Raw genomic sequence first — 18,186 nt, 5'->3', positions numbered from 1 at the left:
CGGGGTCTACTTCGGTTGTGCCTTCTTGCGGCGGTTGCCGGCCCACTGGCCGGCGAGGACCACCAGCACCGCGATGACGAACATCGCCGTGCCGATGACGTTGATCTGGACGGGCGTACCGCGCTGGGCCGATCCCCACACGAACATGGGGAAGGTGACGGTGTTGCCCGAGTTGAAGTTGGTGATGATGAAGTCGTCGAAGGAGAGCGCGAAGGACAGCAGCGCGCCCGCCGCGATGCCGGGGGCCGCGATCGGCAGGGTGACCCTGAGGAAGGTCTGCACCGGTCCGGCGTAGAGGTCGCGGGCGGCCTCCTCCAGGCGCGGGTCCATGGACAGGACGCGTGCCTTGACGGCGGCGACGACGAAGCTGAGGCAGAACATCACGTGGGCGATGAGGATCGTCCAGAAGCCCAGCTGGATGCCCATGTTGAGGAAGAGGGCGAGCAGCGAGGCCGCCATCACGATCTCGGGCATGGCCATGGGCAGGAAGATCAGCGAGTTCACCGCGCCGCGCGCCCGGAACCGGTACCGGACCAGCGCGAAGGCTATGGCGGTGCCGAGGACCGTGGCGCCGATGGTGGCCCACAGGGCGATCTGGAGGGACAGGGCGAGGGAGCCGCACAGGTCGGCGACCCCGCAGGGATCCTTCCAGGCGTCGAGGGAGAACTCCTGCCAGGCGTAGTTGAACTTCCCGGTGGGGTTGTTGAAGGAGAACACCGTCACGACGACGTTCGGCAGGATCATGTACGCGAGCGTGGCGAGGCCCGCGATGACCACGAGATTGCGGCGGAGCCAACGCATCAGACCAGGTCCTCCGTCCCCGCTCGGCGGATGTAGATGGTGACCATGATCAGCACGATGGCCATGAGGATGAAGGACAGCGCGGCCGCCGTCGGGTAGTCGAGGATCCGCAGGTACTGCGACTGGATGACGTTGCCGATCATCCGGGTGTCCGTGGAGCCGAGCAGTTCGGCGTTGACGTAGTCGCCGCTCGCCGGGATGAAGGTGAGCAGGGTCCCGGAGACCACGCCCGGCATCGAGAGCGGGAAGGTCACCTTGCGGAACACGGTGGCGGGGGTGGCGTAGAGGTCGCCGGCGGCCTCGTGGAGGCGGGTGTCGATGCGCTCCAGCGAGGTGTAGAGCGGCAGGATCATGAAGGGGAGGAAGTTGTACGTCAGGCCGCAGACCACCGCGAGCGGTGTGGCCAGCACGCGGTCCCCCTCGGTCATGCCGAGCCAGCTGGTGACGTCGAGGAAGCCGACGGCGTTGAGGGCGCCGACCACCGGGCCGCCGTCGGCCAGGATCGTCTTCCAGGCCAGCGTGCGGATGAGGAAGCTGGTGAAGAAGGGGGCGATGACGAGGACCAGCAGGAGGTTGCGCCAGCGGCCCGCCTTGAAGGCGATCAGGTAGGCCAGCGGGTAGCCGAGCAGCAGGCACAGGGCGGTCGCGGTGCCCGCGTACAGCAGGGAGCGCAGGAACTGCGGGAAGTACTCGGTCAGGGCGTCCCAGTAGGTCTGGAAGTGCCAGGTGACCTCGAAGCCCTCTTCGAGCGAGCCGGTCTGCACCGAGGTGGAGGCCTGGTAGATCATCGGCAGCACGAAGAAGACGAGCAGCCAGACGATGCCGGGGAGCAGCAGCCAGTAGGGGACGAGGCGCTTCTTCAGGGACGCCTTGTGCACCGGGGGCTCGGCGGGGGCCGGGGCCTCGGGGGGCGCGGCGGTGGCGGTCACGCGCTCTCCTCGACGGTCTCGACGCCCGCGTCGATGTCCTGGTCCGCGTCGAGGCCGAAGGTGTGCTCCGGGTTCCAGTGCAGGACCACGTCGGCGCCCGGGACGAGGCGGGCGTCGCGCTCGATGTTCTGGACGTACACCTCCAGCTCCGGGCAGACCCGGCTGTCGATGACGAACTGGGTGGAGACGCCGATGAAGGAGGAGTCGGCGATCTTGCCGGCGATCTTGTTACGGCCGGCCGCGATGGTGTGCTCGTCGGCCGCCGGGACCAGGGAGATCTTCTCCGGGCGGACGCCGACGAGGAGCTTTCCGCCCGCGCGGGGCGTGGTCGAACATCGGGCGGCGGGCAGCCGCAGGGCGGTGCCGGAGGCGGAGACGGTCACGTCGGAGCCGGTGGACTCGACGGAGGCCTCGATGAGGTTCGAGGTGCCGAGGAAGTTGGCGACGAAGGTGGTGCGCGGGTTCTCGTACAGCTCGGCGGGGGCGCCCAGCTGCTCGACTCGGCCGCCGTTCATCACCGCGACCGTGTCGGCCATGGTCATGGCCTCCTCCTGGTCGTGGGTGACGTGGACGAAGGTGATGCCCACCTCGGTCTGGATCCGCTTGAGCTCCAGCTGCATCTGGCGGCGCAGCTTGAGGTCGAGGGCGCCGAGCGGCTCGTCGAGCAGCAGTACCTGGGGGTGGTTGATGAGGGCGCGGGCGACGGCCACGCGCTGCTGCTGGCCGCCGGAGAGCTGGTGGGGCTTCTTGCGGGCGTGCTCGCCGAGCTGCACCAGGTCGATCATCTCGTCGACCTGCTTCTTGACGGACTTGATGCCGCGGCGGCGCAGGCCGAAGGCGATGTTCTCGAAGATGTCCATGTGCGGGAACAGCGCGTAGCTCTGGAAGACGGTGTTCACCGGGCGCTTGTACGGCGGGAGGTGGGTGACCTCGCGGTCGCCGAGGCTGACCGTGCCGGTGGAGGGCTCCTCCAGGCCGGCGATCATGCGCAGGGTGGTGGTCTTCCCGCAGCCCGAGGCGCCGAGCAGGGCGAAGAAGGAGCCCTGGGGGATGGTGAGGTCCAGCGGGTGCACCGCGGTGAAGGAGCCGTAGTGCTTGCTGATCCCGGCGAGGCGGACGTCGCCGCTCGCGGTCTTGTCGGTCATGGGCCTGGGCCTTCGGTGGTGTGTCGTGGGAAGGGGACGGGGCGCGGAAGTGCCGGCGGGGCCGCCGGCGGGTGGGTCCGGTCAGGCGCCGATGAGCTTGGCGAACTTCTCCTCGTACTCCGTCTCTTCCTCGCTGGTGAGGGAGCGGAAGGCGTGGGCCTTGGCGGCCATCTCCTTGTCCGGGACGATCAGCGGGTTGTCCGCGAGCGCCGGGTCGATCTTGGCGAGTTCTTCCTTGACGCCTTCGACGGGGCAGACGTAGCTGATGAACGCGGCGAGCTGGGCCGCGACCTCGGGCTCGTAGTAGTAGTCGATGAGCTTCTCGGCGTTGGCCTTGTGCCGGGCCTTGACGGGGACGAGCAGGTTGTCGCTGGAGGTGATGTATCCGGCGGCCGGGATCGCGTACTTGATGTCCGGGTTGCCGGCCTGGAGCTGGATGACGTCGCCCGCCCAGGCGATGCAGGCCGCCAGGTCGCCCTTGTCGAGGTCGGCGGTGTAGTCGTTGCCGGTGAAGCGCCGGATCTGCTTGGTGTCCACGCCCTTCTGGAGCCGGCCGATCGCCGCGTCGTAGTCCGCCGTGGTGAAGTTCGCCGGGTCCTTGCCCTGGTCGAGGAGGGTCATGCCGACGGAGTCGCGCATCTCGGTGAGGAAGCCGACGCGGCCCTTGAGGGAGGGGTCGTCGAGGAGCTGCGTGACGGAGTCGACCTTCTTGCCGCCGGTGGCCTTGGAGTTGTAGGCGATGACGGTGTCGATGCCGGTCCACGGGTAGCTGTGGGCGCGGCCCGGGTCCCAGTCGGGGTTGCGGAACTGCGGGATCAGGTTGGTGTAGGCGTGCGGGAGGTGGGAGGGGTCGAGCTTCTGCGCCCAGCCGAGGCGGATGATGCGGGCGGCGAGCCAGTCGGTGACCACGATCAGGTCGCGGCCGGTGTCCTGGCCGGCGGCGAGCTGCGGGCGGATCTTGCCGAAGAACTCGACGTTGTCGTTGATGTCCTCGGTGTACTTGACCTGGATCCCGGTCCGCTTGGTGAACTCCTCCAGCGTGGGACGGGTCTTCTCGTCGTCGCTGGTGTCCATGTACTCGGTCCAGTTGGAGAAGTTGATCTCCTTCTCCCGGTCCGAGTGGTCGTCGGAGGCCACGGCCGCGCCCTCGCGCTTGGCGGGCGGGATGCCGCAGGCGGTGAGGGCGGAGAGGCCGCCCAGGGTGAGCGCCCCGACTCCGGAGGCGCGCAGCAGCGAGCGGCGGGTGAGGGCGCCGCGCCCGCTGGTGAGGCTGCGCCGCATCGCTGCGGTCTGCGCCGCCGAGAGGCGGTCGGGCTCGAACTGCTCCATGCGCGTTGCCCTTTCGGGAGGATGGCCGCTGGTCACGGCGTACTTCTATCGGTCCCCGAAGATCGTGCGGTGCCAGTCCTTCGCGGCCACCGCAGTATTGTCGAACATCACGTGCTTGACCTGCGTGTACTCCTCGAACGAGTAGGCGCTCATGTCCTTTCCGAAGCCGCTCGCCTTGTATCCGCCGTGCGGCATCTCGCTGATGATCGGAATGTGGTCGTTGACCCAGACGCAGCCCGCCTTGAGTTCGCGGGTGGCGCGGTTCGCCCGGTAGAGGTCGCGGGTCCAGGCGGAGGCCGCGAGCCCGTACGGGGTGTCGTTGGCGAGGGCGAGTCCCTCGTCGTCGGTGTCGAAGGGCAGCACGACCAGGACCGGGCCGAAGATCTCGGACTGGACGACCTCGCTGTCCTGCGCGGCGCCGGAGATCAGGGTGGGCCGGTAGTAGGCGCCCTCGGCGAGGTCCCCTCCGGGGATCTCGCCGCCGGTGACGACGGTGGCGTACGAGCGGGCGCGCTCGACGAACGCGGCGACCCGGTCGCGCTGGGCGTGCGAGACGAGCGGGCCGAGGTCGGTGGTGGGCGCGAAGGGGTCGCCCAGGCGGACGGTCTCCATCAGCTCCGCGACCCGGGCGGTGAACGCGTCGTGCAGCGGGCGCTGCACGTAGGCGCGGGTGGCGGCGGTGCAGTCCTGGCCGGTGTTGATGAGCGAGGCGGCGACCGCGCCGTGGGCGGCGGCCTCGACGTCGGCGTCGTCGAAGACGACGAAGGGCGCCTTGCCGCCGAGCTCCAGGTGGAGCCGCTTGACGGTGGCGGTCGCGATCTCGGCGACCCGCTTGCCGACGGCGGTGGAGCCGGTGAAGGAGGTCATGACCACGTCGGGGTGGCCGACCAGGTGCTCGCCGGCGTCCCGTCCGGCGCCCGTGACGATGTTGACCACGCCGTCGGGGATGCCCGCGTCCTTGGCCGCCTGGGCGAACATCAGGGAGGTCAGCGGGGTGAGCTCGGCGGGCTTGAGGACGATCGTGTTGCCCGCCGCGATGGCCGGGAGGATCTTCCAGGCGGCCATCTGGAGGGGGTAGTTCCAGGGTGCGATGGAGCCGACGACGCCGATGGCCTCGCGGCGTACGTAGGAGGTGTGGTCCCCCGAGTACTCTCCGGCCGCCTGGCCCTGGAGGTGGCGGGCCGCGCCGGCGAAGAACGCGGTGTTGTCGATGGTCCCCGGCACGTCGAACTCGGTCGACAGCTTGAGGGGCTTGCCGCACTGGAGTGACTCGGCGTACGCGAAGTCGGCGGCCTGCTCGGCCAGTACGGCGGCCAGCCGGTGCAGGGCGTCCGAGCGCTCGCCCGGAGTGGCGGCCGACCATGCGGGGAAGGCCCGCTTGGCGGCGGCCACGGCCTCGTCCACCTCCGCCGTTCCGGCCAGTTCGTAGGTGAGGACCTCCTCGCCGGTGGCGGGGTCGACGACGGTGTGCGACCGCCCCGAGGTGCCGGACCGGAGCCGGCCGTCGATGTACTGCGCGCCGTCTGCGAAGCGGTCCTTGACCTGGAAGCGGTTACCCATCGCTCTCACGCTCTCCGTAGCTACAGCTCGAATTGAGTGCCGATCCTGGCAGAGGCGTTCTCCCCCGCCAAGGGATTCCGTTGTTGCCTTTTGATTACGCGACGGAATCGGTCGACCATGTGTCGAGGCATCCCCGAAATCCCGTACGAAGTGTCAGTGGTGACTGCAAGACTCGCGTGCATGGAGATGATCGACAAGTTGATCGAGCAGGTCAGCCGTGGTGAGCGGGTGAAGTACCTGCCCTTCTGGGGACACCGGCCGCAGCCCGACGGGAGGCTCGGGCCCAGCTGTCTCAGCCAGTGGTGGCCCTCTCCCTTCACTGTGGGTGATGTCCGGTACGCCACCGCGGAGCACTGGATGATGGCCGGAAAGGCACGCCTGTTCGGGGACGCCGAGGCCGAGCGCGCCGCCCTGGAGGCCGGAAGTCCGGCGGCGGCCAAGAAGGCCGGGCGGCTGGTGCGCCGCTTCGACGAGGAGGTCTGGCGGCGGGAGCGGTTCGCGCTGGTCGTCGAGGGCAGCGTGCACAAGTTCGGCTCCGACCCGGCGCTGCGCTCCTACCTGCTGGGCACGGGGTCGCGGGTGCTGGTCGAGGCGAGCCCCGTGGACCGGATCTGGGGCATCGGCCTGGCCGCGGACGACGAGCGGGCGCTGCGGCCGGACCAGTGGCGCGGCCTGAACCTGCTGGGCTTCGCCCTGATGGAGGCCCGGGAGCGGCTGCGCGGGGAGGCGGCGTGACGGAGCGGCGCCGGGTGGCGGCCGTCATCGTGCGCGACGGCAGCGTCCTGATGGTGCGCGAGCGGCACCGGGGGCCGTCCGGGCGCCACGACGGGGAGGAGTACTGGACGCTGCCGGGCGGCGGCGTGGAGCCCGGGGAGGACCTGGAGGCGGCGGTCCGGCGGGAGGTCGCGGAGGAGACGGGGCTGCGGCCCCTGGAGGTGCGGTACTCCTACGAGGCGCCGTACCCCTCCGGGTGGACCACCTGCTTCCGGGTGGAGGTCGCACCCGGCGAGCCGGTCCTGGGGGTGGACGGGGACCTGGACTGCGCCTGCCCCCGGATGGTGGGGCTGACCTGGGTCCCGGTCCCCCGCGCCGACCCGGACGGGCCCTGGATGGTCCCCACCCTCCTGTCGGCCGCCCCGCTCTGACGGGGGGGGCCGGGAGGGCGGGGGCCGACGGGCCGGCGGGCCGCTCAGGCCCGCTCGCGCGGGCCGTCGACCTGGGACACGGAGGACGGGGAGTCCGAGCCGCCGTCCGGCTCGTCGAAGTCGGGGCCGACGAAGATGAGCAGGGTCATGCCTATGCCCAGCACCAGGCCGACCGCGCCGAGGATGATGCCGGACAGGGCCACACCGCCGTTGGTGGCCTCGCCCCGGGCGGCCTTGCCCCTGCCCAGCGCCCCGAAGACGACCGCGGCGATGCCGAGGGCGATGGCCCCGAACATGGTGGCGCAGGCGAACACCGACAGGATGCCGAGCACGAGGGCCGTGACCCCGAAGCCGTTGCTCGCGGGCGGCGTCGCGTACGGGTACGGATACCCCGGCTGGCCGGGGTATCCGGGGTAGCCCGGATAGCCGGGCTGACCGGGGTACCCGGGGTAGCCGGCCTGGGGCTGCCCCGGGGACACCGGCGGGCCGGGGTAGGCGTAAGCACCGGGAGCCGGCTGCGCCGGGTACCCGTACGCGGGCCCGGGGGCCTGGGGCTGCGGGTACGGAGCGGCGGCCGGCGGGGCCGGCTGCGGCGGCGGGTACCCGGGCGCCGCGGGCGCGGGGGGCACGCCGGGCATGCCCACCATCGTCGGCTGCTCGTGCACCGGCGGCACCGGCGGGGCCGGCTGCGCGCCCTGCGGCTTCGCCTGGTCGGGCGCCGGCCGCTCGGGCGGCGCCCACGGGTCCCTCGGTTCAGGGCTGTGGTCGGTCATGCGGCGCCCCCTCTCTCGTACGGCCATGCTAAGCGCTGCCACCGACACGGCCGGGGCCTGCCTACGATGAGGCCGACCGACCGCACCCGTGTCCTCCCGGAGGCCCCCATGCCCGACCTGCACCCCTTCATCGCGGGGCTGCCCAAGGCCGAACTGCACGTCCACCACGTCGGCTCGGCTTCCCCCCGCATCGTGGCCGAACTGGCCTCCCGCCACCCCGACTCGAAGGTCCCCACCGACCCCGAAGCGCTGGCCGACTACTTCACCTTCACCGACTTCGCCCACTTCATCGAGGTCTACCTGTCGGTCGTCGACCTGGTCCGCACCCCGGACGACGTGCGCACGCTCACCTTCGAAGTCGCCCGCGACATGGCCCGGCAGAACATCCGCTACGCCGAACTCACCATCACCCCCTACTCCTCCACCCGTCGCGGCATCGACGAGAACGCCTTCATGGAGGCCATCGAGGACGCCCGCAAGGCCGCCGAGACCGAGCTCGGCGTCATCCTGCGCTGGTGCTTCGACATCCCCGGCGAGGCCGGCCCCGACGCCGCGTCCGAGACCGCGCGCCTCGCCGTCGACCTGCGCCCCGAAGGCCTGGTCTCCTTCGGCCTGGGCGGCCCCGAGATCGGCGTGCCGCGGCCGCAGTTCAAGCCGTACTTCGACCGGGCCAGGGCCGCCGGCCTGCACAGCGTCCCGCACGCCGGCGAGAGCACCGGCCCGGAGACGATCTGGGACGCCATCCGCGAGCTGGGCGCCGTGCGCATCGGCCACGGCACCAGCGCCACCCAGGACCCGGAGCTGCTGAAGTACCTCGCGGAGCACCGGATCGCGCTGGAGGTCTGCCCCACCTCCAACATCGCCACCCGCGTGGTGACCGACCTCGACCTGCATCCCGTCAAGGAGATGGTCGCGGCGGGCGTGCTCGTCACCATCAACAGCGACGACCCGCCGATGTTCGGCACCGACCTCAACAACGAGTACGCGGTCGCCGCCCGGCTCCTCGACCTCGACGAGCAGGGCCTCGCGCAGCTCGCCAAGAACGCCGTCGAGGCCTCCTTCCTGGACGAGGCCGGCAAGGCGAAACTCACCGCCGAGATCGACGCGTACACCACCGAATGGCTCGCCCGCTGACTCCCCTTGATCGCCGGCGCCCCCGAGAATGGGGTGCATGAGCGATCTGACTGCCGTCGGCCACCGCGGCGATCCCTACCGTTTCCGTGAGAACACCCTCCCCTCCGTCCGCTCCGCCTTCGCGCGCGGAGCGGACGCGGTGGAGATCGACGTACGGCTGACCCGGGACGGAGTGCCGGTCCTGCTCCACGACGAGACGCTGGAGCGGCTGTGGGGCCACGACGTGCGGCTCGACGCCGTCACCGCACCACAGTTGAAGGAGCTGACGGACGGCCGGGTCCCGAGCCTGCGCGAGGCGCTGATGGAGGCCGGGGCCGGCCGGCTGATGATCGACCTGCCTGGTGCCTCCTACGAGGCCGTGAAGACCGTCGTCGACCTGGTGCGCGAGTGCGGGGCGCGCGACCGCGCGTACTACTGCGCCGGGCCGAACACCATGCTCGCGGTCCGCGCCGCCGACCCGGGCGCGGAGATCTCGCTGACCTGGACCACCCTCTCGCCGCCGCGCCGGGTGCTGATCGACGCGGTGAAGCCGCGCTGGCTCAACTACCGCTTCGGACTGGTCAGCCGGGAGCTGACGGACGCGCTGCACCGGGACGGGCTGCTGGTGTCGGCCTGGACGCCGGACACCAGGCGGTCGATGCGCGCCGTCGTCCGGGCCGGGGTGGACTCCGTCACCACCAACCGGCTGGACGCGCTGGCCGCGGTGAGGGCCGGGCTCGGGCGGTGACGAGCGGACCGGCCGGACGCCTGCGTGCGCTGGTCCTGCGGGCCGATCCGCGCTGGCGGGACGTGGGGCTGACGCTGCTGGTGCAGGTGGCGACGACCATCCCCTTCGTGGTGCCCCGCGACCCGGGGTACCCGCCGGCCACCTGGACGGCCTACCTGGTCACGACCCTGGGCAACGCACCGCTGGTGTGGCGGCGGCGGGCGCCCGTGACGGCGCTGCTCGGGGTGGTCGCGGCCGGTTCGGCCTACCAGCTGGCCCTGGACGGCCCCGGGCAGCCGCTGCCGTACGCCGCGCTGGTCTGCGTCTACTCGATCGCGCTCCTGGGGGCGTCGCGGGTGCGGCTGGCCGTCGGGACGGCCCTGGCCGGGCTGATCCCCGTGTCCGTGGCGCTCAACAGCGGTACGGCCAGGGAGCTGTTGTTCGCGCTGTTCGTGTTCGGGGCGGCGTTCGCCCTCGGCCGGCTGCAGGCCACGCGGCAGGCGTACACGGCGGCGGTGGAGGACCGGGCGGCTCAGCTGGAGCGGGCGAACCGGATCGAGGCGGAGCAGGCCGCGGCGCGTGAACGGGCGCGCATCGCGCGGGAGATGCACGACGTCCTCTCGCACGCCGTCAGCATCATGATCGTGCAGGCGGAGGCCGGTCCGGTGGCGGTGCGCCGGGCGCCGGAGCGTGCGGAGGCGGCCTTCGAGGCGATCGCCGAGACGGGCCGGGACGCGATGGCGCAGCTGCGGACGATGCTGGGGGTCCTGCGGGCGGAGGAGGCGGCGCCGCGCGCCCCCCAGCCGGGGATCGGGGGCCTGCCGGCGCTGGTGGACCGGGTGCGGGCGAGCGGGCTCGCGGTGTCGTACGAGCGGACGGGCGAGGTGCGCGAGCTGCCGGCGGCGCTGGAGGCGACGGTGCACCGGGTGGTGCAGGAGGCGCTGACCAACGTGGTGAAGCACGCGGGGGCCTCGGCGGTGGACGTGCGCCTGGAGTACGGGCCCCGGGAACTCGCGGTGCGGGTCACGGACGACGGGCGCGGACCCGGGCGGGGCGCGGCCGGCGGCGCCCCGGGCGGGCACGGGCTGATCGGGATCCGGGAGCGGGCGGCGGCGCACGGCGGGACGGCGTGGACCGGGCCGGGTGCGGACGGGCGCGGGTTCACGGTGCTTGTAACCTCGCCGCTGGAGGTGGGGAATTGACGATCCGTGTGGTGGTGGCCGACGACCAGGAGCTCGTGCGCAGCGGCTTCGCGATGATCCTGGACGCGCAGGAGGACATCGAGGTCGTGGCGGAGGCCGGGGACGGGGCGGAGGCCGTCTCGGCGGTCGAGCGGCTGTCCCCCGACGTGGCGCTGCTGGACATCCGGATGCCGGTGCTGGACGGGATCGAGGCCTGCCGGGCGATCTCGGCTCGGAGCGCGTGCCGGACGGTGATGCTGACGACCTTCGACTCGGACGAGTACGTCTACGAGGCGCTGCACGCGGGGGCGAGCGGGTTCCTGCTGAAGGACGTGCGGCGGGACGACCTGGTGCACGCGGTGCGGGTGGTGGCGGCGGGCGAGTCGCTGCTGGCGCCTTCGGTGGCGCGGCGGCTGATCGAGGAGTACACGGCGGCGACGGCCCGGCCTTCCGCGCCGGACCCGCTGGCGGCGGAGCGGCTGGGGGTGCTGACGGCCCGGGAGCGGGAGACGCTGCTGCACCTGGGCCGGGGGCTGTCGAACGCGGAGATCGCGGCGGCGCTGGTGGTGAGCGAGCACACGGTGAAGTCGCATGTGGGGAACGTGCTGTCGAAGCTGGGGCTGCGGGACCGGATCCAGGCGGTGATCTGCGCGTACGAGACGGGCCTGATCGCGGCGGGCTCGGCGGGTCCCTCCTGGGTTTCTCCCTCTGGAGGGTGAGGGGCGGCGTGTCGGCTCCCCCGCGCCGGTGAGTTGTCGTACCGCTGAAGACCCCTCTTGTTGGTGATCCGCAACCACCCCTGTGACCTGGAGCATTGAGGTCATCGGGGGGCAGCGGGCCCTCCGGGTCGCACACGGGGGAACCGTCATGAAGGCACGTACGCGCACGCTCATCGCCGCCGCTCTGGTCCTGGGGGTGGCCGCCGGTCCGGTGGCGGCCGCCGAGGCCGCTCCGGCGTCGGCGCCCGTCTCGGCGGGGGTGCCCGCGCCCGTCTTCAGCACGCCGCCGAACGCGGCGGCGCTGGCGAAGGCGATCGCGGGTGTAGGGGCGGGGAACGAGTTCGCGACCGCCGCGCTGGTCCGGGTGGGCGGTACGAGCGGCGCCTGGCGCGGCAGCGCGGGTGTCGCGGACGTCCGCAGCGGGCGCGCGGCGGTGGAGGAGGCCCGCTTCCGGGCCGGTTCGGTGACGAAGGCCTTCACGGCGGCGATGGTCCTCCAGTTGGCGGCCGAGGGGAAGGTGGACCTGGACCGGCCGGTGCAGGACTACCTGCCGGGGCTGCTGCCGGGCTTCGAGCCGGTGAAGGTGCGGCAGCTGCTGAACTACACGAGCGGCCTGCAGTCCGCCGACGGCCCCGGGGACACGTTCGCGGACGAGTACGCCCACCGTTTCGACGTGGTCGATCCGCGCGCGCTGATCGCCGACGCGGTCGCGAAGGGGCCGGAGTTCAGGCCGGGCGAGAAGCAGCGGTACAGCAACATCCACTACACCGTGCTGGGCGTGCTGATCGAGAAGGTGACGGGGACGGCGTACGAGAAGGCCGTCGGGGACCGGGTCATCAGGCCGCTGGGCCTGCGCCACACCTCGTTCCCGTCGCGTACCCAGAACCGCATACCGGGCCCGTTCAACCACGGCTACCAGGCGGTGGCGGGGGCCGACGGGAGCCGCTCGCTGGTGGACGTGTCGGAGTGGAACTCCTCGTCCAACTGGGCCGCGGGGGACCTGATATCGACCACGGCGGACCTGGAGCGCTTCACGGTGGCGCTGTTCGGCGGCAAGGTCGTCCCGAGGGCGCAGCTGGAGGAGATGTTCACGGTGCCCGACGTCCCGGACGCCGCGGGCGAGACCGGCGCGCACGCGGTGCAGACGGCCGGCCTGAAGGAGTTCGTGCTGCCGGACGGCACGAAGCTGTACGGCAAGACGGGCTCGCGGCACGGCTACAGCACGGTCATCGGCGGCACCCGCGACCTGTCCCGCACCCTGGTCTATTCGGTGAACGCCACCGACGCCAAGGGGCGGGACATGAACCCGGTGGCCTACGGCATCATCGGGGCGGCCTTCGCCAAGTAGCCGGCGCCCTCCGCGGCTTCGAGCGCCTCCAGGCGCTTGATCAGGCGGCGCAGCGCGATCAGGGGGAGGATGCCGAAGACCCCGAAGGAGATGTCGATGAGCGACCACCAGCCGGGGATCCCGCGGACCGGCGCGCTGAACAGGGCGAGGGGGACGATGCCGGCGCAGGCGACCATGCCGGCTTCGACGATCCAGACGTTGCGTACCGGGTCGCGGTGGACCCCGTAGAAGAAGACCGCGATGACCAGGTGGGCGAAGGCGAGCCAGTCGGTGCCGTAGAGGAGGAAGGGGTATTCGGAGTCGGCCCGGTCCAGTCCGTCGCCGACACGGCGCAGCCAGTCGTTGGAGACCAGCCCGTTGGCCCAGCGGAGTTCGGTGACCAGGGGGAAGGCGGTGAGTCCGCTGAGGACGAGGCAGATCAGGAACAGCACAAGCCAGGCACGGATCCGCCGCTGGAGGGCGCTTCTCTCGCTCATGGAAGGGAGCCTACACACAGAACTGAACACGTTCAGCCGATTTCCTGAACATGTTCAGTTCTGCCGCGAGATGGTGATCACAGTCCGACGATGGCGTTCCAGCGCTTGGCGAGCGCGGGGCGTTCGGCGGAGGAGATGTCCCGGGCCACCGCAAGGCGCCGGCGCATCGCGTCGTCGGGGAAGACCAGCGGGTTCTCCGCCAGTTGGGCGGTCTCCTTGTCCGGTGAGGCGGCCAGCACCTCGCGGGCGGCGGGCACCGGGCAGACGTAGTTGACCGCAGCCGCGAGCTCCGCCGCCACCTCCGGGTCGTAGTAGTGGTCGACGAGGGCCTCCGCATTGGCCTTGTGCCGCGCGAGGTTGGGGACGAGGAGGCTCTCGGCCCACAGCTCGCCGCCCTCCTCGGGGACCACGAACTCGATGTCGGGATTGTCGGCCCGGAGCTGGATGGCATCACCCGAGTAGGCCTGACAGGCGAGGACGTCGCCCTTGCCGAGATCGGAGGTGTAGTCGTTGCCGGTGAACCGGCGGACGTGCTTCTTGCGGACCATGTTCTCGACCTGGTCGCACATCCGGTGGAAGTCGGATTCGGTCCAGCGGGTGACGTCGGTGCCGTTGCCCTGCATCAGCAGGGAGAAGGACTCGTCCAGGCCCGAGAAAAGGGTCACCTTGCCCGCCAGATCCGGGTGCCAGAGGTCCTTGACGGACTTGATCTCGCGGCCCAGGGCCCTGCGGTTGTAGGCGATGCCGGTGATCCCCGACTGCCAGGGGACGGTGTACAGCCGGCCCTCGTCGAAGGCGGGCGAACGCAGCTGCGGGTCGAGGTACTCGGCGACGTTGGACTGCGCCGAGCGGTCCATCTTCTGGGCCCAGCCCAGGTGGACGAAGCGGGCGGCCATCCAGTCGCTGACCACGACCAGGTCGTGGCCGGTGGCCTGGCGGTTCATCAGGGCCGGGCTGACCTTGCCGAAGAACTCGTCGTTGTCGTTGATCTCCTCGGTGTAGCGGACCCGGATGCCGGTCTTGCGGGTGAAGGCCTCCAGGGTCGGGCGGCTCTCCTCGTCCTCGTCGTCGGTGTCGATGTAGAGCGGCCAGTTGGAGAAGGCGAGAGCGCGGTCGCGGTCCGAGCGGTCCGGGGCCTGGCGCCGGTCCTCCGGGACGTACGCGGCGGGCACGCCGCAGCCGGCGAGGGCGGCGAGCAGGCCCGCGGCACCGAGGCCGCGCAGCGCCGCGCGACGGGAGAGGAGTTCAGGCATGGCCAAAGCCTCGGACAACGCGAAGGGGCGGGCAATAGACAAGATGTCTACTGCCCGCCCCGTCAGGGCCCTTCGGTGATCAGTGCGCCGCCGCCCGGGCGGCGGCCGCGGATCAGGCGTCGAGCGAGGTCATCACGTGCTTGATGCGGGTGTAGTCCTCGAAGCCGTAGGCGGAGAGGTCCTTGCCGTAGCCGGACTTCTTGAAGCCGCCGTGCGGCATCTCGGCGACGAGCGGGATGTGGGTGTTGATCCACACGCAGCCGAAGTCGAGGTTCTTGGACATGCGCATCGCGCGGGCGTGGTCCTTGGTCCACACGGAGGACGCGAGGGCGAACTCGACGCCGTTCGCGAACTCCAGGGCCTGGGCCTCGTCGGTGAAGGACTGGACGGTGATGACGGGGCCGAAGACCTCGTTCTGGATGATCTCGTCGTCCTGCTTCAGGCCGGAGACGACGGTCGGGGCGTAGAAGTAGCCCTTCTCGCCGACCCGGTGGCCACCGGCCTCGACCTTGGCGTGGGCGGGGAGGCGGTCGACGAAGCCCGCGACCTGCGCCAGCTGGTTCGGGTTGTTCAGCGGGCCGTAGAGCACGTCCTCGTCGTCCGGCTGGCCGGTCTTGGTCTCCGCGGCGGCCTTGGCCAGCGCGGCCACGAACTCGTCGTGGATCGACTCGTGCACGAGCACGCGGGTGGCGGCCGTACAGTCCTGGCCGGCGTTGAAGTAGCCGGCGACCGCGATGTCCTCGACGGCCTTGGCCAGGTCGGCGTCCTCGAAGACCACGACGGGGGCCTTGCCGCCGAGCTCCAGGTGGACGCGCTTGACGTCCTTGGAGGCGCTCTCGGCGACCTGCATGCCGGCGCGCACCGAGCCGGTGATGGAGGCCATCGCCGGGGTGGAGTGCTCGACCATGGCCTTGCCGGTCTCGCGGTCGCCGCAGACGACGTTGAAGACGCCCTTGGGCAGGATCGAGTCGATGATCTCGGCCATCAGGACGGTCGAGGCCGGAGTGGTGTCCGAGGGCTTGAGGACGACGGTGTTGCCCGCGGCGATCGCCGGGGCGAACTTCCACACGGCCATCATCATCGGGTAGTTCCACGGCGCCACCTGGGCGCAGACGCCGACCGGCTCGCGGCGGATGATCGAGGTCATCCCGTCCATGTACTCGCCGGCCGAGCGGCCCTCCAGCAGGCGCGCGGCGCCCGCGAAGAAGCGGATCTGGTCCACCATCGGCGGGAGCTCCTCGCTGGCCGTCAGGCCCAGCGGCTTGCCGGTGTTCTCCGACTCCGCGGCGACGAGCTCCTCGGCGCGCGCCTCGAAGGCGTCCGCGATCTTCAGCAGGGCCTTCTGGCGCTCCGAGGGCGTGGTGTCACGCCAGCCCGGGAAGGCCGCCGCGGCAGCGGCCATGGCGGCGTCGACGTCGGCCTGGCCCGAGAGCGGGGCGGTGGCGTACACCTCGCCGGTCGCGGGGTTGACCACGTCGGTGGTCCGCCCGTCGGCGGCGTCCTTGAACTCCCCGCCGATGTAGTTGCGCAGACGACGCAGTTCGGTGGTCACTACAGCCACTCTCCTGATCACATGTCCAATGATTGAGACGACCTGCTAAGCCTAGCCCCTCCTCAGACGCTTTCGACAGAGCCAGACCCGGCCAACTACGAAATCCGTGCAATCGAAGACGCTCGACAACGAATTTCATCGATTACGGGTTGCGGAACAGACGACTCCTCGTGCACAGTGAGGTCGTGGTCAGTCGAAGCGCAGATTCCAGGAACAGACAACCGTCCCCTTCGGTCGATGCTGTGTCCCTGGCGATCATCGAGCAACTGCAAGAGGACGGTCGCCGTCCGTATGCATCGATCGGCAAGGCGGTGGGCCTGTCCGAAGCGGCGGTGCGCCAGCGCGTACAGAAGCTGCTCGACCAGGGCGTCATGCAGATCGTCGCCGTCACCGACCCGCTCACCGTGGGCCTGCGGCGCCAGGCGATGGTCGGCATCAACGTCGAGGGAGACCTCGACCCGGTGGCCGACGCACTGACCGCCATGGCCGAGTGCGAATACGTCGTGATGACCGCGGGGTCGTTCGACCTGATGGTGGAGATCGTCTGCGAGGACGACGACCACCTGCTCGAAACGATCAACAAGAAGATCCGCACGCTCCCCGGCGTGCGATCAACCGAAAGCTTCGTTTATCTGAAGCTGAAGAAGCAGACCTACATGTGGGGAACTCGATAGCCCGTGAGCCAGGACCTCTCCAAAACCGCGTACGACCACCTGTGGATGCACTTCACCCGCATGTCGTCGTACGAGAACGCGCCCGTCCCCACCATCGTGCGGGGTGAGGGCACCTACATCTTCGACGACAAGGGCAAGCGCTACCTGGACGGTCTCGCCGGACTGTTCGTGGTCAACGCCGGTCACGGCCGCAAGGAGCTGGCCGAGGTCGCGTACAAGCAGGCCCAGGAGCTCGCGTTCTTCCCCGTGTGGTCGTACGCGCACCCCAAGGCCGTCGAGCTCGCCGAGCGCCTCGCCGACTACGCCCCGGGCGACCTGAACAAGGTCTTCTTCACCACCGGTGGCGGCGAGGCCGTCGAGACCGCCTGGAAGCTGGCCAAGCAGTACTACAAGCTGCAGGGCAAGCACACCAAGTACAAGGTCATCTCGCGTGCGGTCGCCTACCACGGCACCCCGCAGGGCGCGCTGTCCATCACCGGCCTGCCGGCCCTGAAGGCCCCCTTCGAGCCGCTGGTCCCCGGCGCGCACAAGGTGCCGAACACCAACATCTACCGCGCCCCGATCCACGGCGACGACCCCGAGGCCTTCGGCCGCTGGGCCGCCGACCAGATCGAGCAGCAGATCCTCTTCGAGGGCCCCGACACCGTCGCGGCCGTCTTCCTGGAGCCCGTGCAGAACGCCGGCGGCTGCTTCCCGCCCCCGCCCGGCTACTTCCAGCGCGTCCGCGAGATCTGCGACACCTACGACGTGCTGCTCGTCTCCGACGAGACCATCTGCGCGTTCGGCCGCCTCGGCACGATGTTCGCCTGTGACAAGTTCGGCTACGTGCCGGACATGATCACCTGCGCCAAGGGCATGACCTCGGGCTACTCCCCGATCGGCGCCTGCATCGTCTCGGACCGCATCGCGGAGCCCTTCTACAAGGGCGACAACACCTTCCTGCACGGCTACACCTTCGGCGGACACCCCGTGTCCTCCGCGGTGGCCATCGCCAACCTCGACATCTTCGACAAGGAAGGCCTGAACCAGCACGTGCTGGACCAGGAGGGCAACTTCTTCAACACCCTGAAGAAGCTGCACGACCTTCCGATCGTCGGCGACGTCCGCGGCAACGGCTTCTTCTACGGCATCGAGCTCGTCAAGGACAAGGTCACCAAGGAGTCCTTCACGGACGAGGAGACCGAGCGCGTGCTCTACGGCTTCCTCTCCAAGGCGCTCTTCGACAACGGCCTGTACTGCCGCGCCGACGACCGTGGGGACCCGGTCATCCAGCTGGCCCCGCCGCTGATCGCCGACCAGGGCACCTTCGACGAGATCGAAGGCATCCTGCGCTCGGTGCTCACCGAGGCGTGGACCAAGCTGTAACCGGTCCGGGAACGCAGTAGCCCGAACACACGGCCCGGATCCCCCGTTCGAGTAGAACGCGGGGGTCCGGGCCGTGTGCTGTCAGCTTTCACGACG

Annotated in this window: 18 protein-coding genes; 9 read left to right on the top strand and 9 right to left on the bottom strand. The window is 70.6% G+C overall.

Annotated features, from left to right (window positions below; translation table 11 throughout):
• Positions 1-6: 6 nt before the first annotated feature.
• From AC07A6_RS17100 to AC07A6_RS17080, 5 genes are all read right to left on the bottom strand, one after another.
• On the bottom strand, positions 7-801 hold the full coding sequence (locus AC07A6_RS17100; protein ID WP_478777607.1) for an ABC transporter permease: 795 nt from the start codon (positions 799-801) through the stop codon (positions 7-9).
• A complete protein-coding gene (locus tag AC07A6_RS17095; RefSeq protein ID WP_362457740.1) occupies positions 801-1,730 on the bottom strand; it encodes an ABC transporter permease in 930 nt (309 codons plus the stop codon). The genes AC07A6_RS17100 and AC07A6_RS17095 overlap by 1 nt, the downstream gene beginning before the upstream one ends.
• Complete coding sequence (locus AC07A6_RS17090) at positions 1,727-2,875, bottom strand: ABC transporter ATP-binding protein (RefSeq protein WP_362457737.1); 1,149 nt, start codon at positions 2,873-2,875, stop codon at positions 1,727-1,729. The genes AC07A6_RS17095 and AC07A6_RS17090 overlap by 4 nt, the downstream gene beginning before the upstream one ends.
• A gap of 81 nt (positions 2,876-2,956) precedes the next feature.
• Positions 2,957-4,204, bottom strand: coding sequence for a polyamine ABC transporter substrate-binding protein (locus AC07A6_RS17085; protein WP_362457734.1), 1,248 nt, complete (start codon positions 4,202-4,204; stop codon positions 2,957-2,959).
• A gap of 45 nt (positions 4,205-4,249) precedes the next feature.
• Positions 4,250-5,764, bottom strand: coding sequence for a gamma-aminobutyraldehyde dehydrogenase (locus AC07A6_RS17080; protein ID WP_478777606.1), 1,515 nt, complete (start codon positions 5,762-5,764; stop codon positions 4,250-4,252).
• Between the two features lie 180 nt (positions 5,765-5,944).
• Between AC07A6_RS17080 and AC07A6_RS17075 the strand changes: the two genes are divergently transcribed.
• Positions 5,945-6,499: an NADAR family protein gene (locus tag AC07A6_RS17075; protein ID WP_386272615.1), complete on the top strand. Its 555-nt coding sequence runs from the start codon at positions 5,945-5,947 to the stop codon at positions 6,497-6,499.
• Positions 6,496-6,909, top strand: a complete 414-nt coding sequence (locus tag AC07A6_RS17070; protein ID WP_478777605.1) for an NUDIX domain-containing protein — start codon at positions 6,496-6,498, stop codon at positions 6,907-6,909. The genes AC07A6_RS17075 and AC07A6_RS17070 overlap by 4 nt, the downstream gene beginning before the upstream one ends.
• A 44-nt stretch (positions 6,910-6,953) precedes the next feature.
• On the opposite strand, the gene AC07A6_RS17065 is transcribed toward AC07A6_RS17070, so the two are convergent.
• Positions 6,954-7,682, bottom strand: a complete 729-nt coding sequence (locus tag AC07A6_RS17065; RefSeq protein ID WP_478777604.1) for a DUF4190 domain-containing protein — start codon at positions 7,680-7,682, stop codon at positions 6,954-6,956.
• 108 nt (positions 7,683-7,790) lie between these two features.
• Here AC07A6_RS17065 and AC07A6_RS17060 point away from each other — a divergent pair, with 108 nt between their 5' ends.
• From AC07A6_RS17060 to AC07A6_RS17040, 5 genes are all read left to right on the top strand, one after another.
• A complete protein-coding gene (locus AC07A6_RS17060; RefSeq protein ID WP_478777603.1) occupies positions 7,791-8,816 on the top strand; it encodes an adenosine deaminase in 1,026 nt (341 codons plus the stop codon).
• Between the two features lie 28 nt (positions 8,817-8,844).
• A complete protein-coding gene (locus tag AC07A6_RS17055) occupies positions 8,845-9,543 on the top strand; it encodes a glycerophosphodiester phosphodiesterase (RefSeq protein WP_386272617.1) in 699 nt (232 codons plus the stop codon).
• Positions 9,540-10,724 (top strand): sensor histidine kinase, encoded by a 1,185-nt coding sequence (locus AC07A6_RS17050; RefSeq protein WP_478777602.1) that lies wholly within the window; start codon positions 9,540-9,542, stop codon positions 10,722-10,724. Before AC07A6_RS17055 ends, AC07A6_RS17050 begins: the two co-directional genes overlap by 4 nt.
• Positions 10,721-11,422 (top strand): response regulator transcription factor, encoded by a 702-nt coding sequence (locus AC07A6_RS17045; protein ID WP_362457710.1) that lies wholly within the window; start codon positions 10,721-10,723, stop codon positions 11,420-11,422. The genes AC07A6_RS17050 and AC07A6_RS17045 overlap by 4 nt, the downstream gene beginning before the upstream one ends.
• Before the next feature lie 148 nt (positions 11,423-11,570).
• On the top strand, positions 11,571-12,770 hold the full coding sequence (locus AC07A6_RS17040) for a serine hydrolase domain-containing protein (RefSeq protein ID WP_478777601.1): 1,200 nt from the start codon (positions 11,571-11,573) through the stop codon (positions 12,768-12,770).
• Here the strand turns inward: AC07A6_RS17040 and AC07A6_RS17035 are convergent.
• The 3 genes from AC07A6_RS17035 to AC07A6_RS17025 form a co-directional block, all read right to left on the bottom strand.
• Positions 12,737-13,246: a hypothetical protein gene (locus AC07A6_RS17035; protein WP_478777600.1), complete on the bottom strand. Its 510-nt coding sequence runs from the start codon at positions 13,244-13,246 to the stop codon at positions 12,737-12,739. The two genes, AC07A6_RS17040 and AC07A6_RS17035, sit on opposite strands and share 34 nt — an antisense overlap.
• Positions 13,247-13,323: 77 nt before the next feature.
• A complete protein-coding gene (locus AC07A6_RS17030) occupies positions 13,324-14,499 on the bottom strand; it encodes a polyamine ABC transporter substrate-binding protein (RefSeq protein WP_478777599.1) in 1,176 nt (391 codons plus the stop codon).
• Between the two features lie 112 nt (positions 14,500-14,611).
• Complete coding sequence (locus AC07A6_RS17025; RefSeq protein ID WP_007266860.1) at positions 14,612-16,051, bottom strand: gamma-aminobutyraldehyde dehydrogenase; 1,440 nt, start codon at positions 16,049-16,051, stop codon at positions 14,612-14,614.
• Between the two features lie 170 nt (positions 16,052-16,221).
• Here AC07A6_RS17025 and AC07A6_RS17020 point away from each other — a divergent pair, with 170 nt between their 5' ends.
• Together AC07A6_RS17020 and AC07A6_RS17015 are read left to right on the top strand one after the other, a co-directional pair.
• On the top strand, positions 16,222-16,725 hold the full coding sequence (locus AC07A6_RS17020; RefSeq protein WP_007266859.1) for an Lrp/AsnC family transcriptional regulator: 504 nt from the start codon (positions 16,222-16,224) through the stop codon (positions 16,723-16,725).
• A 3-nt stretch (positions 16,726-16,728) separates the two neighbouring features.
• Positions 16,729-18,090, top strand: coding sequence for an aspartate aminotransferase family protein (locus AC07A6_RS17015; RefSeq protein WP_362457697.1), 1,362 nt, complete (start codon positions 16,729-16,731; stop codon positions 18,088-18,090).
• The last annotated feature ends 96 nt before the right edge of the window (positions 18,091-18,186 follow it).

It is taken from the genome of Streptomyces sp. NPDC044002, assembly GCF_056434525.1.
The sequence above is the reverse complement of the archived record's forward strand: the minus strand, read 5'-3'. Positions and strand labels throughout refer to the sequence as shown.